At 52.8% G+C, this 16,832-nt stretch carries 15 protein-coding genes; 6 read left to right on the plus strand and 9 right to left on the minus strand.

The genetic code is table 11. The features are described 5' to 3' along the window. Positions 1-8: 8 nt before the first annotated feature. The 7 genes from ACR9YC_RS12540 to ACR9YC_RS12570 form a co-directional block, all read right to left on the minus strand. Positions 9-494, minus strand: a complete 486-nt coding sequence (locus tag ACR9YC_RS12540; RefSeq protein WP_438728163.1) for an HK97 family phage prohead protease — start codon at positions 492-494, stop codon at positions 9-11. After that, positions 491-799, minus strand: coding sequence for a DUF6127 family protein (locus ACR9YC_RS12545; RefSeq protein ID WP_438728165.1), 309 nt, complete (start codon positions 797-799; stop codon positions 491-493). The genes ACR9YC_RS12540 and ACR9YC_RS12545 overlap by 4 nt, the downstream gene beginning before the upstream one ends. Positions 800-813: 14 nt before the next feature. Beyond that, positions 814-2,004, minus strand: a complete 1,191-nt coding sequence (locus ACR9YC_RS12550) for a phage portal protein (RefSeq protein ID WP_438728168.1) — start codon at positions 2,002-2,004, stop codon at positions 814-816. Positions 2,005-2,015: 11 nt separating this feature from the next. After that, positions 2,016-3,383: a DNA-packaging protein gene (locus tag ACR9YC_RS12555; protein ID WP_438728170.1), complete on the minus strand. Its 1,368-nt coding sequence runs from the start codon at positions 3,381-3,383 to the stop codon at positions 2,016-2,018. A gap of 42 nt (positions 3,384-3,425) precedes the next feature. Further along, positions 3,426-4,073 carry a hypothetical protein gene (locus ACR9YC_RS12560; protein WP_438728172.1) on the minus strand — a complete coding sequence of 216 codons (648 nt, stop codon included), beginning with the start codon at positions 4,071-4,073 and terminating at the stop codon, positions 3,426-3,428. Between the two features lie 162 nt (positions 4,074-4,235). After that, positions 4,236-6,053 carry a patatin-like phospholipase family protein gene (locus ACR9YC_RS12565; RefSeq protein WP_438728174.1) on the minus strand — a complete coding sequence of 606 codons (1,818 nt, stop codon included), beginning with the start codon at positions 6,051-6,053 and terminating at the stop codon, positions 4,236-4,238. Between the two features lie 120 nt (positions 6,054-6,173). Next, positions 6,174-7,307, minus strand: a complete 1,134-nt coding sequence (locus ACR9YC_RS12570; RefSeq protein ID WP_438728176.1) for a DUF2855 family protein — start codon at positions 7,305-7,307, stop codon at positions 6,174-6,176. 147 nt (positions 7,308-7,454) lie between these two features. On the opposite strand from ACR9YC_RS12570, the gene ACR9YC_RS12575 reads away from it, so the two are divergent. Beyond that, positions 7,455-9,038: an alanine/glycine:cation symporter family protein gene (locus ACR9YC_RS12575; RefSeq protein ID WP_438728179.1), complete on the plus strand. Its 1,584-nt coding sequence runs from the start codon at positions 7,455-7,457 to the stop codon at positions 9,036-9,038. A 137-nt stretch (positions 9,039-9,175) separates the two neighbouring features. Beyond that, positions 9,176-9,757: a YqaA family protein gene (locus ACR9YC_RS12580; protein ID WP_438728181.1), complete on the plus strand. Its 582-nt coding sequence runs from the start codon at positions 9,176-9,178 to the stop codon at positions 9,755-9,757. A gap of 18 nt (positions 9,758-9,775) precedes the next feature. Here the strand turns inward: ACR9YC_RS12580 and ACR9YC_RS12585 are convergent, their stop codons facing one another. Beyond that, positions 9,776-10,207, minus strand: a complete 432-nt coding sequence (locus ACR9YC_RS12585; protein ID WP_438728183.1) for a VOC family protein — start codon at positions 10,205-10,207, stop codon at positions 9,776-9,778. After that, the gene (locus ACR9YC_RS12590) at positions 10,204-10,947 is read right to left on the minus strand and encodes a hypothetical protein (protein WP_438728185.1); all 744 of its coding nucleotides are present in this window, start codon (positions 10,945-10,947) and stop codon (positions 10,204-10,206) included. The genes ACR9YC_RS12585 and ACR9YC_RS12590 overlap by 4 nt, the downstream gene beginning before the upstream one ends. 91 nt (positions 10,948-11,038) lie before the next feature. Between ACR9YC_RS12590 and lnt the strand changes: the two genes are divergently transcribed. From lnt to ACR9YC_RS12610, 4 genes are all read left to right on the plus strand, one after another. Next, entirely contained in the window at positions 11,039-12,613 is a 1,575-nt protein-coding gene (gene lnt / locus ACR9YC_RS12595) for an apolipoprotein N-acyltransferase (protein ID WP_438728188.1), read from the plus strand. Positions 12,614-12,672: 59 nt separating this feature from the next. Continuing rightward, positions 12,673-13,890, plus strand: a complete 1,218-nt coding sequence (gene metK / locus ACR9YC_RS12600) for a methionine adenosyltransferase (RefSeq protein WP_438728190.1) — start codon at positions 12,673-12,675, stop codon at positions 13,888-13,890. Positions 13,891-13,948: 58 nt separating this feature from the next. Then, positions 13,949-14,683: a tRNA (guanine(46)-N(7))-methyltransferase TrmB gene (trmB, locus tag ACR9YC_RS12605; protein WP_438728192.1), complete on the plus strand. Its 735-nt coding sequence runs from the start codon at positions 13,949-13,951 to the stop codon at positions 14,681-14,683. Positions 14,684-14,749: 66 nt separating this feature from the next. Next, complete coding sequence (locus tag ACR9YC_RS12610; RefSeq protein ID WP_438728195.1) at positions 14,750-16,804, plus strand: ATP-binding protein; 2,055 nt, start codon at positions 14,750-14,752, stop codon at positions 16,802-16,804. The last annotated feature ends 28 nt before the right edge of the window (positions 16,805-16,832 follow it).

A 16,832-nucleotide genomic window follows, 5' to 3' on the forward strand; every position in this document is an offset into this window, starting at 1 on the left:
ATTTCCTTTCACATTGGGGCTTTTAATATTGGGGATTGCGGGAACTCTGTTTGAGTATTTGCCGTCATCATGTGGATTTGGGCACCTGGCTGCATAGGGTGTGTGACCATGCTGACCTCCACCAGATCCAGAGCCAGTAATTCGCGGCGAGCAAGACTGGCTTGCAGCACCTCAGCGAAACTGCGCACGCGATAACCAAAGGACAGGCCGGTCACCGCCCTTTGGGCCAGCATCTGCCGGGCTTTGGCGGCAACATTATCGCCGCCTGCAAGCCTTGCGATAATGCGCAGGCCTCGCCGGTCCTCTGCGGCATAGACAATCTGCCCAATTTGTTGATCTTGCCGATGCTGCCACAATAAAGGCCAGTTTTTCTGCCGCCCTAATGCGTGACGAAATGCGCCGTGGCGGATAATGTCCCCACCGCGATCCACTCTGTCAAACAAAGCAGCATATCCAGCAATGCGTATGTCGCTGTTGCGGGATAGCTGGCTCATGCAATCCAGTCCCACAGGCCAAGCCGCACAGCGATACCGATCAATAACATTGCCAGCACGCCGCGCACAGCCCATTGGATGACCGCTTTCCATGCGCTGGCCTTTGCATCGCGCCACGCCCTTAGCAGCTCGCGCAGTTCGGCAAAATCATCCTGCGCCTTCTCATCGGACAGGCCCAAACGGTCCAGCACCCGTGCCGCGCCCAGATCACTGGCCTCTTCGACAATGGCGCGCAACGTTACCAGATCACCGCCTTCATTTTCTGCCTGCGCGACCAACCGCGCCAGCATATCTTCATTGTTCATGATGTCATGCTCCTTCATTGCCCAGAACTATGGGTTGCTGGCATCAGGCCGACGGCCTCCCGCTTCTCATCATCAGACAGAAAATCAGCAGCATTTATACGCGACCAGAGCCGCTCTCTGTCTTCAGAAAAGGCAGGGATTTGATCCATATCGACCCGCAATGGATCGACCCTATCAGCACCAAATGACGGCCATTGCGTCAAAGCGCTGTTCAGCCCGTCCAAAATGCTGCCCAATAAGGGCATGATAGTAAGCCGCCACAAAGCGCGATTGGCTTCACGGTAATTGGCATAGGCATTATCGCCTGGTAGACCTATGATCATAGGCGGTACGCCAAAGGCCAGTGCAATTTCCCGCGCCGCGGTGGCCTTTAAGGCCACAAAGTCCATATCCGCAGGGCTCAAACTCATGCCCTGCCATTTCAAACCGCCTTCTAACAGCAAAGGCCGACCGGCATTATCCGCACCCGAATAGCTGGCTTCCAGCTCGGCCTTAAGACGATCAAACTGGTCAGCGCTCAACACCGCACCCGGCTCACCTGGGTCATAAACCAAAGCGCCCGATGGTCGTGCGGCATTATCAAGCAGTGAGCGATTCCAGCGGCTAGCCGCATTATGGATAGCCACAGATTCCGCCGCTGCCCCCAAACACCCTAGTCCATAATGATCGTCATCGGGGTGGAAACTGCGCAGATGAACAATTTGCGGCTTCCCGTCGTCAGCCATTGCATCGATGCGATTTATTTTTTCGCCAATTTGGTACAAATAACATTTAGGCCAGCCATTTTCGTCCGTTTCGACAGTTATTCGGTCAGGACGCAAAGCATAAAGGCTTTCTATGTCTCCATCAGCGCCGCAAATAATCTGCACATAGCTATTGCCGTGCAGCACCAAATGCGATGCTATCAGACTGAGCAAAGGCGTGCCTTGCGCAGCTATGTTGATAATAGCTTTTGCCGCTTCGTCTCCGGCCAATGGGGCACTGCCTACACTGTCAGCAACAATGCGGACACAGCGCTGCGCGACGGGATTCTGCAAATAGGCCGCACGCAGCAAAGCCACATAGCTTTGCCCTGAAGCGCTGCCCCCTTGTACGCCATATCCCGAACCGGAAGCATAAAAAAACCGCCCTGAAGGCGGTGACAGCTGCGGCTTATGGGGCGACCCGCCTTTGAAAGCGAGCGCCAGATTTGACAGGATTCCCACAGATAATCTCCTCAAGTCATACGTATTTTCGGATCGCCTTTGCGCCCAAACAAAAGCTCTGTCAGTGCCCATACCAATGCATCTGCACGGTCTGGTGAGCGGCCAGGGCCGACATAATCACCCCCGGTCAGCAACCCGCACATTTCATCTTCTAACTGCGCAAACATGCCCAAATGCTGCACCCGGCCTGCTTCATAAAGCGCCGCCACAGGTTCAGCACGGGCGGTTTTGCCGCGACTGGCATGAACCAGTGTCACTGGCAGAGAAACACAGGCCGCTTCCAGCACAGAGCGCACCATAGCGCCGCCCTGATTAGCCTCTGCTATCACACGATCAGCACCCCAAATCTGCGCCGCTTGCGCGACCGCGCGGGCCCATTTCTCCGGAGAGGCTTTCTCCACACTGGCATCAGCCAGAACATGGCCCATAGCGTTTGCGTGCAATCCGACGACGATGATGCCACATGCATCACCGGTCGCGCTGGCCGGTGGATCAACCCCAATCACAATACGTCGATAATTTTGTAAAAAGGCGCTATCAATGCTTTGCAAGCGGCATTTTTCGATCAGACCGCGCGTCCATAATGCCCCTTCCGCATCTTCTATCAATTCGCCATATAGTTCCTGCCGACCGAGCTGGCTGCGGCCATATTGGCCGTGGATAGACGCCAAAAAGCTATCTGGCAGATTGGCCTGATTATCGGATGTACTGCCCCGCGTTACGGCAATGTCGTCGCGATCCAGCAAGGCCTTGAGCAAAGGCACGGCCCGCGGTGTTGTGGTGGCCAGCACCCGTTGATCATTGCCCAGACGCAGGCCCATCATCAAATTGCTCCAGCTTCTTTGCGCCAAACTGTTGCCACCATGACTTTGGTTTTTTAGTCCATTCTGTATATCCCATTTGGCTATTTCATCACACCAGCCATGGCTATGCTGCGGCCCGCGCAAGGCTTCTGGTTCGCCTGCGCTATAAGCGATAGCCTGAGCGCCTGATGACCATCGCAAACGCCGCAGGCTAGGCTCCCACAAAATCTGTTCCTGGCTTTTTGCAGTTGCCAACAGGCCGCTTTCACCTTCCACCATCACCGATCGCACCTCCCCCAAAGATGCACCGATCAAGGCAATGCGCGCATCGGGCGTGTTACGTGCAATATCATGCACCCATTCGGCTCCCGCGCGCGTCTTACCAAAGCCGCGCCCCGCCATAATCAGCCAGACCAGCCAATCACCATCTGGCGCAAGCTGTTCAGGCCGCGCCCAATTGTGCCAATTGTCCAAAAAAGCGCGCGCTGCGGCTACGCTCAAATTATCTAATGGCTGCTCGTCCCCATCATCCTCAAGCTGCTGCGCCAGCAACTCGGCAATGGACACTCCAGCCATAAGCGCTCCTCATTTTAGCAATATTCTATATTCATGATAATGTCAGGGCTGACCTTCCGCTCGTGGATTATCCGGGGACTGTGTATCTTGCGCAGTCACTTTCCGGCGATATGCCAAAAGCCGCGCCCGCAGCACATCGACGGCATTATCCTGAGCGCCAGTCCCTGACTGCCGCGCGGCATGCTCACTGCGGTGCTGGCCCAAAAGACGCAGCGCCACGCCATTATCAAATTCGCGGGTCGTATCGATCCGCTTGCCACCGTAAAATATAGGCTTTTCCATACCGAAACGTGCCCGATAGAGCAGTTCCATCTCTAGCTCATCATAGCTTGCCGCAAGAGCTTGCTGCCATCGCAGCGCTTTTTCAGGGTCATTTGTGCGCGCAATCAAGGCCTGTTCAGCGGATATACCGCTTTCTTGCAGAGCCGCGCTGGCATCCGCCGTTTTCGCTAAGTGGATAAAGAAACAGTCCCAAGTGGCTTCATCTATATCATAGATATCCATACACGCGGCAGTGCCCGCATTTTCCGGTACCGTTTCAGAGGAACGGACCTTGCTCTTCAGACAGGCATCCAACGCATAAACCTGCCCCTTTCTCTCTACAGGAGACGCAATCGCATTATTTGCATCAACAGCAGTCGCTTCGGTCTTGGAAACCGCAAGCGTGCGGAATGGCGGCTTATCACTCATGGTCCAGCCTTCCTTATCAATATGATGATGTTCGAAAATGTTCACGCTTTAGCGAGTGGCCGGCCGATAGATGTAAAGCCGCATGAGCGAATCGCTTTATCGTGATGTTGACTCTTTCTAACCTTAGAGCGTTACAAAGTCAACACATAAAAACCTATTTGGTTATTTTCCTTGTAAGGCAGCCAAGCCTTCATGCTCTGATAATTGCTGCGTCACATAATCTGCGGCAATCTCCGCTTGTTTGCGGCCCAAATGCCAGTCGAGAATCTGCATACCCTCAACAATAGGCGGCTGAAGGACGATATCACCGTCGCGCAACATTGCTTTGGAAGCGATACGGCTAGCGACCACCATCGAGCGTGACATGATATCGACAATAGACGGAAAGTCGTCAGGCGCTGGTCTGCGCAGAACAACATCGCGCAGCAATCCAAGGCGTGAACGCAAACTGTCATATTGCGCATCAACACGCCATGTTTCCTGCGTATCGCCCAGTGTCACCACAATATTCGGGCCGGTTTTCATTTTGCGCATCATATTCACCGGAATATTGTCCAACACGCCGCCGTCGATCAGAATATTGCCGTCACTGTCAATAAAGGGTGGCAAAATGGTTGGAAGCGATCCAGATGCGCGCACCGCCTCCCATAAAGGGCCGTGACGGTGAACATGAAGATCATTGGTAGAAAGATTGGTCGAGATGCCAAAAAAGTTTATCGGCTGATCAGCTATATCTTTTGTTGAATAGCGTGTTTGCAACTCTGCATCAAAAACCGACGGGTCGAGCAATGAGTGCACGGGCACAGTGAACCGGCGCATGGCTTTGGCTGCGATAAACATCGCCTCCATTTGATCGAGCGTTTGGGCGACACTATCCCCTTGCGCGATGGCCCCGCCCATGGCCGCACCTGCGCTGGTGCCACCGATAAAATCGATCGGTATATTGGCCTTTTGCAACCCCCGCACTATGCCCAGATGCGCACAACCCAAAGCGCCACCGCCAGCCAGTACCAGGCCAACCGCATTGCCGGTTAAAAAACGCGCTAGCTTCGCAAAGTCGCCATCATTGTCGAGCGCAATATGATGATGCAAATGCGGCTGACGACCTTCCAACCAGTCACATGTGCCGCTTATAGGCGTATCGCCAGAACTACGCAGCAATGCCAAAGTACGGTTTGGGCTATCAATTGCTTGTAACGCAGCCTGTTCTTTGGGTGAAACCGGCTTGGCCGCGACCATAGCATCGCCCACCATCAATAATGCATCGGCATTGCGGGTTATCATGGATGAGCGCGCATCGTCACCATTTGCATCGAGCAGCAACCAAGTGCCTTTTTCCTCATGCTGCGCCAGCCATTGCTGATAGCTGTGGTCATCGCCATCAGGGGCATCTCCTGCCGATACACAGGCCACAACATGCTGCGCGCCGAGAATCCCTTGCATAGCATGGGCCAAACGGCGGTGGAAATCTTCCGGCAAAGGCGAGTCCCCGGCCGCAAGACAAGCGATAACACGGGGCGTAGACGCTTCCAGTGAGGCAGTCCGGGCCGTGACCTTTGCCAGTCTGCGCGAGACGGCTTTCAGCAAGGCCGCACTGATTTCGGGGTGCGCATTCACCAGTGCCTCATAATCTGAACGATCAAGAGCGATAACCTGGCTGTCACGTATGGCTTGCAGACTGGCGGTGCGAGTCCCGCCGCCAAAAAACGCCAATTCGCCAACCGGTTCACCAGCATCTATGCGAGCAACGGTTTTGCTAACCCCTGAGCCGTCTTGAATAATAACACGAAACCGGCCCGTAACGACAAAAAAGAGTGTGTCCGCTTCTTCACCCTGACGAACAAGAAACGTGCCGCCTGAAATTTTCCGCCGCTCAGCAGCCTTATCGATCGCCAACAATGCCCCTTCGGACAATTCCGAAAACAGCGCATTTTTCGCCCAGCTGATCGTACGCTCTTTGCTCTCAGCCATCTTGGCCATCGCTACACCCGCTCCCTACCAAAGTCAGAAGCGAGCATAGCGACCCTGCAAAGAAATGCCATGCCCTAAATCACAGGCGCAAATAGCAGAATAATGGTCTGGCGTCAGTGAGTGGGGCTATTATCCATTTACTGCAATAATGCCCTCAGTCGGCGCGACCTTGCCTGCAAATAGGCGTGCATAAGCGGCTGCAATATTTTCGCTGCCCTGCACGTGCGTTACATTCACCAAAGCCTTTGCGAAGACGGAAAAGTCATTCCATCTTTTGGCTTTCGCAGCCTCAAAGCCTGCGGGACCAAGTTCGCGCAGCAATGTCTCTGCCGATGTTGGCGCAAAAAACAATATGGGCTGTGGCCCTGCCAGATTTTTTGCGCCGCCGCGTCCATCAACATGGGTCGCGCCGACCAGCATGGAATAAGCGAGATTATCATCAAAATGCGCATGGATACGCCGCAAAACATCACCATTACCGGCAAAGTCGACTGATACGGTTTTTGTCTCTTTGTTCAGGCTTTCAACGTCCTCATAGGATACAACTTCGTCATATAATCCGCATTGGGCGACAAAGTCTCGATTCCCGGATGATGTCAGGCCAATACGCTGAACATTAGGGCTTGCCTCTTTCATAACATGCGCAAGTGCGAGCGCAGTTTTTGACGATGCACTGGTCAGGATTGCCGAAGATGCACCATAAAAATCCTCACGGCGAAATGTATCTTCTATCAAAAAACTGGTCAGGAAAAGCGGTTCAAACAAAGCGCGTATTTCTTCTTCGCCTTTATCGCCGGCATCACTGCCAAGTCGGCGGTAATTATTGTAGACGCTTGCCAGCCCTGCACGGTGCGATGCGCCGTCAAAAAAGGCCTCTTTACTGACTTTGGCAGGCTGCAAAACTACCGTGTCTGCCATTGGCCAATAACCATAGAGCCGTTCACCCTCAGCAATGTCGGGGTGGCGCGATGCATGTACGGTGGCAAAACCCCAGACCGGCACAACGCCATTTTGCGCAGATGAAGCAGGGAAAAAATCAAAATAGTTCATCGCCTCACCCATCACCGCATAGGTGATATTATTGGCGGTCAACGCATAATGCTCAATCGTACAGGCAATAGTACCCTCGGCCAAAGCATTATCGGCCAGCTGCGCAATCTCATATTGCGCTAATGCTCCGCGTGTCACTTCTATCTGATGGCCCATCATTGTTCCTTCCCATATTGCCACATATTTGCGGCCTATTTCATTCTTGCGCCTCACTCATGGCATTAACCCCTTAGCGGCTCAAGCCAATAGCGCCCTCGCTATAACCTATTGCCAATCTGGCAAGGGCTGCTACCTCTATGCCCAATATTTAAACAGGCCGATTGCCCAATATATATTTGCGGCACTGGCGGGGAGCAAAATATGAGTGAGGTCGCAGCTGCGATACCAGATGTCGTTGAACCAAATTTCTTTGAGCGTATTACCGAACCAGTCATCAATGTTTCAGACTTTATCTGGGCCGGCGACTGGAATGGCGTGAGTGTTCTGCCCTTCCCACCCATGGTCATTATATTATTGGGTGCTGGCCTCTATTTCATGATTGGCCTGCGCGCTTACCCTATCACCAAATTGGGCTTTGCATTCAAATCCGTCTTTGGCCGCGGTGAGAAAGCTAAAGGCGCTGGCGAGATTTCCCCCTTTGCGGCGCTATCGACGGCATTGTCTGGTCAGGTTGGAACCGGCAATTTGGCTGGTGTGGCCACCGCCATTACCATTGGCGGCCCCGGCGCAATCTTCTGGATGTGGATTACCGCATTATTTGGCATGGCCCTCGCTTTTGCTGAGGGCGCTCTGGCCATTCGGTTTCGTGAAAAAACATCCGAAGGCACATATCGCGGCGGCCCCATGACCTATATCACCCTAGGCCTTGGCAAAAATTGGACATGGTTGGCTGTACTATTTTGTATCGGCGCGCTGATCTCTGCGCTGATTACCGGCAATGGTATTCAGGCCAACAGCTTAGGCGATAGCGCGGTTGAGTTGTTTGGCGTTCCAGAATGGATTGGTGGCTTGGTTGCGGCGATTGCTGTATTTATTGTGATTGTTGGCGGCATTAAGTCCATTGGCCGTGTAGCAGAGACCGTTGTGCCATGGATGGCCGGTGCTTATTTGATTATGGCACTGATCGCACTGATCATTAACGCGCCTTATCTGCCCGAAACATTCGGCCGCATCTTCTCTGGTGCATTTGGTTATGATGCAGCAGGCGGCGGTATCGCTGGCGGCCTCATCATGATCGCTATTCGCGCCGGTGTTGCGCGCGGCCTCTTCTCCAATGAAGCTGGCCAAGGCTCAACGCCTATTGCACATGCTGTAGCCCAAACCAATGATCCGGCGGCACAAGGGCGCTTTGCGATGATGGGCTGCTTTATCGATACCGTTGTTATCTGCACCATGACCGCATTGGTGATCTTAACTGTATCGGGCGATTTTACGGCAACTGTCGATGGCGCACAGCAGAGCGTTCAGCACGCATGGCAGTCCGATTTGGATGGCTTTGCCATGACCTCTGGCGCCTTTGGTGCAGCATTCCCCATTGCGGTGCTTGATATTCCCATTGGAACATTGGTCGCGTCGGTTGCACTTATTCTCTTCGTCTTCACGACATTGCTGACTTGGAGCTATTATGGCGAACGGGCGATCACCTATCTTTACGATCTGATCCCCGGCTCTAGTGAATCAGGTGAGAAAATACTGCACTTTTTGTGGCGCGTATTATGGTGTGTTGCCATCTTTATCGGCTCTTTCGTTCCACTGGATCTGATCTGGCGCTTGGGTGATATTTCCAATGCCTTGATGACTCTGCCCAACATTGTCGCCTTGCTGGCACTGTCTGGCGTTGTCTTTGCGCTGGCACGGGGTGAGCGGACAGCCGGCACCGACCATGGGCGCGAAACACCGCAGGAATTGTTTGACGAACCCTCTGGCACCCCAGGCGGGCATTAGAATTTGTCTGATTAAACCCGGGGCAACAACGTGCGTATTATAATCAATAGGCGCGCCATGTTATTGCCGCGCGGTTTTGTGCCTAAGATGATGCTGTGCAAACATACCCTGAAATATAAAAGCAATCGCGGTTAAATATGCTGAAAAAACTCTATCAATGGACGCTGGATAAAGCAGCGCATGACAAAGCGCCGCATTGGCTTGCGGCTATCAGCTTTATTGAATCCAGCTTTTTCCCGATCCCGCCCGATGTCATGCTGGCACCCATGTGTCTGGCGCGGCCGGATCGGGCTTTTCGCTATGCCCTTATCTGCACCATCGCCTCTGTACTGGGGGCGTTGCTGGGCTATGCGATAGGCTTTTTTCTGTTTGAACAATTGGGCCGATTCATTCTCGATCTATATGGGCTGAGTGAGAAATTTGACGCATTTTCTGCCGAATTTAATGCGCAAGGCTGGATCATTGTCTTATTGGCCGGTTTCACACCATTGCCATTCAAAGTCATCACCATTGCCGCCGGTGCGACTGCTATGCCGCTTTATGTACTTATTGGGGCAGCGATTATCGCGCGCTCAGCGCGCTTCTTTGTTGTCGCCGCGCTGTTGTGGAAATTCGGGCCGCCAATGAAGGCTTGGATAGATAAGAATTTTGCGCTGGCGACCACGACTGTCGGTATATTATTTATAGGTGGTTTTGTCGCTCTGCGCTTTTTGCTTTAGGCGCCGCCTCAACGCGGCCTAATCGGTCGCAAAAATCTGCGCGTCATCGGCAAAGCATTTAAACTCCAGCCCATTGCCGCTGGGGTCCGTCAAAAAGAATGTGCCTTGCTCACCCGCTTGCCCTTCAAAGCGAATGCGCGGTGCGATCAGAAAATTTATGCCCAAGGTTTGCAAATGTTCAGCCAGCGCCTCCCAATCCGAGCGCTGCAAGATCACCCCGAAGTGAAAGATAGGCACTGCATCGCCATCAACCTGATTGGTATCGGCACGTTTTCGCGCATCACGTAAGGGGTCGAGATGCGCAACTATCTGATGACCATAAAGATCAAGGTCGATCCAGCTTGATGATGACCGCCCTTCGCTGCACCCCAGAATATTCACATAAAATGCCCTTGCAGCATCAATATCGTGCACGGGGAAAGCAAGATGGAAAGGACGCAAGCCGCTCATGGCTTAGCCAATTCAAAACAATAATCATAATCCAGATTGGGGCTTTTGCCTTCTGCTTCCAACGCTAAAACTTCTGCAGCAAAGGCAGCTTTGGTAGCGCTTAGTGCAATGTCGATTTCATTGCCTGACTTGCCTTCGGCGCGCAATTCATCACGCGCACGGCTGTCCAGCACGCTGGCCAATGTTTTGAGGTCACGGGCCGTTGGCGACAGGCCTTCACGCGCAAATACTTCATCATACGCCAGTTCCATGATTGCTGCACATTCGGGCAGGCTGGGTTCCGGAGGGGGCGGTATAACGGCATCAAGCCGCGACAGGCAGGGCTCCATAATGGCATCTACAGTGCCATTGGGGTCGTTGGTCTCTAGCGCATCTTCTTGCAAGGCACGCGCTTCGCTTTCCAGAACCAACTGGACCTGTTGCGGTGTGGCATCAAGATCCTTGATTAACCTTTGCCCCAAATCGGCAAAGAATGTCCGCCCACGCTCACCCAATAATGGATATGCCAACGCCGATGCCTCGCCTCGCTCTTGCCCGCCTGCGACAATAGCAAAAGCCACAGCGCATTTGACATCGGCCTTTTGCTCGAGCGACAATTGCAAAGATGGTGCGAATTCTGGCGGCGCCTCTTGCTCAAAAGACTTGGCCTCTGGCTCCTGCGTACCATCTTGGATGAAAGGCTGTATTGGCATGACGTTAAGCGCGAGAGCTAATGCCGCTATAGAAGAAGATATTATCATATATGCGGGTCATAGCCGCACCTGCTGACGCTGTCATGAACAAACAACTCACAGCTTGCACCCATGGCATCTTCACGGCATGGATGTGCCCATGAATGTGATTATGAATTTGCCAAAGCGTTTGCCCGGGCTGGCAGCAATATTGCTCGGGCTAGGGTCATCTTTGGGCTTTGCGCCTTTTGGCCAGATATGGGTGATGCTACTGGCAGTTACGGCATTATTTGCACTGATTTCCCAAGCACAAACGATAAAAGAATGGCTGAAAATCGGCTATGGCTTTGGATGGGGTCATTTCTTTGTCAGCTGCATCTGGATCCCACAGACTTTTTCTTATCAGCCGGTAATGCCGCATTGGTATGGCTGGCCAGCACTGGCTTTGCTCAGTGCCTATCTGGCCATTTACCCCATGATCGCTATCGCAGGCGCGCGCTGGTTGGTGAGCAAGATCAAGACACCACAGCGCGCCATCAGTCTTGTTATAGCATTGACGGGAACATGGATGATAGGCGAGCTGTTACGCGCTACTTTATTTACGGGCTTTGCGTGGAACCCGCTGGGCGTTGCGATGGTCGACTTTGCAGCACATAGCGCATTCATTGGCAGCTATGGCTTAAGCGGGGTTATCGTGCTGACATCAGGGGCAGTCTGGCTATTGACTCAAAAATATTTCCGGTTTGGCGGGGCCGTATTCACTGGCACTTTTCTCTTTTGGACCAGCAGCTATGGTGGTTTTTATACCATGGTAGATATTCCTGATACGCAGCCAGAGGTTGCTATCATCCAGCCCAATATAGGCCAGGATGTGGACTGGCAGGATCCGCAAATACTGGCCTATAATCGTGAAACATTGCTCCGGCTTTCGCGCGACAAAAAACCACGAGCCGCAAATAGCAAACGCATCATATTCTGGAGCGAAAGCGCCATCAATGATGTGCTCGAAGATGGCTACCCCCGCTATTTCAGCGCAGATGATGAAGCGCTACTCAACCGTATAGAAATAGCCAATTTGCTCGGCTCTGATGATGTGATGGTAACGGGCGGAATCAAATATGAATTTGATGATAGGCCGCGCCTGTCTGCCGCGCGAAACAGTGTCTTTGCCTTAAATTCCAGCGCTGAGCTAATCGGCGATTATGACAAATTTCATCTGGTGCCTTATGGCGAATATCTGCCCTTTAAGCCATTGCTGGAAGCGATCGGCCTCTCCCAATTAACGCAAGGGACCGTGCCATTTATTCCTGGTAATGGCCCTGACAATATCGACCTAGGGCCGCTTGGTAAGGCCGGCATATTGGTGTGTTATGAGATCATCTTTTCCGGGCAAACTGTGAACAGTGAAGAAAGGCCGGACTTTCTGTTCAACCCCAGCAATGACGCATGGTTTGGCTATTATGGCCCGCCGCAACAATTGGTGCAGGCGCGGTTGAGAGCGGTTGAAGAGGGCCTGCCGATCATCCGCACTACGCCAACAGGGATATCAGCAATTATCGATGGACAAGGGCATGTGCATGGTAGCATAGCATGGGGTCAGCAAGGGCGTTTGGACGGTGCTTTGCCGCCACCATTGCCACCCACACTATTCAGCCGCCATGGGAATATCATTCCTTTGATACTTGCGCTAATTTGCATCATGATCACGGTTGCCATGCACCGCCGGCAGCGTTAAAGGATCATATAACAAAATCTTTATATCTTATTTTGCTTTAATCGAACAGGCAGGGTTTCATGCGCAACAGCTTTCTCTTCACATCAGAATCAGTTTCTGAGGGCCATCCCGATAAAGTGTCCGACCAGATTTCGGATGCCATTGTCGATCTTTTCCTCTCCAAAGACCCTGAAGCACGTGTCGCATGTGAAACCATGACAACCACCGACCGCGTTATTCTGGCTGGCGAAGTGCGCGGAAACGGCATGATCGGGACCGATGGCGAATGGGCAGATGGCGCATTGGAAGAGATTGAAAAAACCGCACGGCAAGTGGTCAAGGATATTGGCTATGAGCAGGACGGATTTCACTGGGACACGCTGACATTTGAAAATCACCTTCACCCACAATCAGCACATATTGCGCAGGGCGTAGATGCTGGTGAGGACAAGGAAGAAGGCGCGGGCGATCAAGGCATTATGTTTGGCTATGCCAGTGATGAAACGCCCGATCTGATGCCAGCGACTTTGCAATATTCACACCAGATATTGAAGCGCATGGCCGCTGATCGCCATAGCGGAAAAGCCCCCTTTCTGGAGCCAGATAGCAAAAGTCAGGTGACATTGCGCTATGTTGACGGCGTACCGGTTGAGGCAACGGCATTGGTCGTTTCCACCCAGCACGCACCAGGCTATTATAAAGACAGTGATAACCCAGCCCTATATGAAGAATTGCGCGCTTATGTGATGGGTGTCTTTCAGGATGTGCTGCCTGAAGGGTTTATCACCGATAATACAAAAATTCACGTCAACCCGACTGGCCGTTTTGAAATTGGCGGTCCTGATGGTGATGCGGGTCTTACCGGCCGCAAAATCATCGTCGATACCTATGGCGGTGCCAGCCCGCATGGCGGCGGTGCGTTCAGCGGCAAAGACCCTACCAAAGTCGATCGTTCAGCGGCTTATATCACCCGCTATCTGGCAAAAAATATCGTAGCGGCAGGTCTGGCGAAGCGCTGCGCCATTCAGCTAAGCTATGCCATTGGCGTGGCCGAACCATTGTCTATCCATGTTGACCTGCATGGCACTGGCGCGGACGGTGTTGATGAAGCCAAGTTGGAAGCTGTTTTGCCGAAGCTGGTCAAATTGACCCCGCATGGCATTCGCACACATTTGGGCCTTAACAAACCCATTTACCGACCCAGTGCTGCCTATGGCCATTTTGGCCGCAAAGCCGATGGCGATTATTTCGGTTGGGAAAAAACCGATCTGGTCGATGCACTAAAAGCCGCGATCTAAAAGGTCAATTGCTGCCAGAGCTTGCAAGCACTGGCTTCACCTAATAAGCGGCTATGCCATGAGCAAAAGCACAGACAATAGCCAAATCTTTGGCTGCACAGCCGATACGGAGCGCCGTGACCCCACCACTATAAGACGGCTTTACGGCCGGACTATGGGGCATAAATTGCGTGAGAACCAGCAACGTCTGGTTGATGAGCTATTGCCTGTCATCAATGTGCCGGAAGAAGGCCCTGTCACGTCGCGCGCATTATTTGGTGATAATCGGCCTTTGCATTTTGAGATCGGCTTTGGCGCGGGGGAGCATATGGCCTACCGCGCCGATCTGCTGCCTGATCATGGATTTATTGGCGCGGAACCCTTTGTAAATGGCGTTGTCGGCGCATTACAGCATATCAAAAACGGGCAATTGGCGAATGTTCGCCTACACATGGGCAATGCGCTGGATGTGTTGGAGCGGATACCCGATGGCGCGCTCACCATGGCCTATTTGCTGCACCCTGATCCATGGCCAAAACAGCGCCATGCCAAAAGACGGATGATGAACCATGGCCCGCTTGACCTGATCTCGGCAAAGCTGAAGCGCGGTGGTGAATTTCGCTTTGGCACTGATCACGATATCTATCTGCGCCATGCCCTTATGGTCATGCGCCAGCGCAGCGACTTTTTGTGGCTCTGCAATGGCGCGAAGGACTTTCAAAACCGACCCGGCGGCTGGCCTGAAACACGATATGAATCCAAAGCACGCACAAAAGGGCATGAAGTCTGGTATTTCCGCTATCGTAAGCTCTGAAACAGGCTCGCTACGGCATGCCTATATGCTTGCAACTAAGCTGCAAACTCCCCTATCAATAAGGGTATGAGCACCAACTATAATGATGTTGCCGCGCGCATAGCGCCCTTGCAAACCGACGAACAGGCGCGGCTAGCGGTACTGCACAGCTATGCCATAATGGACAGCGGTGCCGAGCAGGTATTTGATGACTTAATCGCCCTTGCCAGAACCATTTTGGATGTGCCCATGGCCTATATCGCGATGATTGATAGCGACAGGCAATGGTTCAAGGCGTCACATGGATTAAACATTCCCGGAACGCCGCGCGATATCAGTTTCTGCCACCATACCATCCAGAAAGAGGAGGTTCTTGCAGTGATCGACACGCATAAAGACCCCCGATTCTGGAATAACCCGCTGGTCACCGGCCCGCCGCATATCCGCTTTTACGCAGGGGCGCCGATCATCAGCCCTGAAGGTTACGCAGTTGGCACATTATGCCTGAGCGACACCAAGCCACATGATGATTTCCAACATGGGGCGGCGCTTATGGCGCTGGCACGGCAGGCAGCAGCATTGTTGGAATTGCGTAAGTCACTTGGTGTTCAACAAGAAGCCATTCGTCTGGCCGCTGACCAACGGGACAGGCTGTGGGATAACTCGCTCGACATGATGTTGATCGCACGACCTGATGGAAGTTTGGTTGCCGGCAACCCTGCATGGGAGAAAATGTTCGGCGATGTGCCTTCAGATGGGAGCGCCAGTCTGATAAATTTTCTGGGCCCGGATGAAGCGCGCAGCCCAACGCCGATGATAAACGGTCAAAAAGACGTGCAGGTCGAGAGACAGATGCGCGCTAGTGATGGCAGCATCATGTATACCAGTTGGACGTTGGCCCGTGAGGATGACATGATTTTCGGCATCGCGCGGGATATTACCAGAGCACGCGAGGCCGAAACCCAGCTTGTTCATGCCCAGCGCATGGAGTCTGTTGGGCAACTTACCGGCGGCATTGCGCATGATTTCAACAATTTGCTGACCATCATATTGGGCAATTTGGAAATGGCTGAGCGTAAGCTGAAAACCGGTCAGACGGACAAAGCGAAGATGGCCATTGCCAATGCGCAGGATGGTGCAGAACGTGCCGCCAGCCTGACCCAAAGATTGCTGGCCTTTGCCCGCCGTCAGCCACTTAGCCCGACACGCATATCGCTCAGCCAGCTCATAGAAAATCTAATCCCCTTGGCCAAGCAAGCTCTAGGCGAAAGGTGCCGGCTGAGCGTGCGATGTGAGGATGATTTGCCATCATTGCACATCGATAGTTCGCAATTGGAAAACGGCATATTGAACCTTGTGGTCAACGCCCGTGACGCCATGGGCGAACAAGGCGATGTTGCGCTGGTCGCTACCCATAAAATTCTCGATACAAAAAGTGCAAAAGCTGAAGGCCCTGATGCAAGGCCCGGACATTATGTGCGTCTTTGCGTGTCAGATAATGGCAGCGGCATCCCACCCGAAATCGCCGAGAAGATTTTTGAGCCATTTTTCACCACCAAAGAGGCTGGACGAGGCACAGGTTTAGGGCTGAGCCAGGTCCATGGTTTCGTGCGCCAATCTGGCGGATTCATGACTATGAAAACCGCCTTGGGTGAAGGGACAACCCTGTCATTATGGTTGCCGGTTGAGAAAGATGGCGACCATAATATTGCTGATCACAGTGAGGAGAATGACAGCAACAGCAATATTGCTCTATGTGCTCCGTCGCCGGACATTACCATCATGCTGGTAGAGGATGAAGAAGGCGTGCGTACGCATGTTGAAACCTTGATCAGTGAACAGGGCTATAATGTCATAGCATATCCCAGCGCTGCCGATGCTGCCAAGGCTTTGGAAGCGGAACCGCAAGCACCGGACCTTGTTTTGAGCGACGTCATGATGCCGGATATGGACGGTTATGACTTGGCCAATTGGATGAAACAGCACTTCCCTGACGTACCCGTTATTTTGATGACCGGTTACACTGGTGGCGAAGTACCGGCAACCAGCCCGCATAGTGCGCTGATTACCAAGCCCTTTTCATCTGACGATCTGCTCGCCCTGATCAGCAAAATATTATCCGCCACTTTGCAGGACGGATAATATCTTATCGCTTCACGCAAAATTGCTT

Source organism: Parasphingorhabdus sp. DH2-15, from assembly GCF_051668705.1.
GTDB lineage: Bacteria > Pseudomonadota > Alphaproteobacteria > Sphingomonadales > Sphingomonadaceae > Alterisphingorhabdus.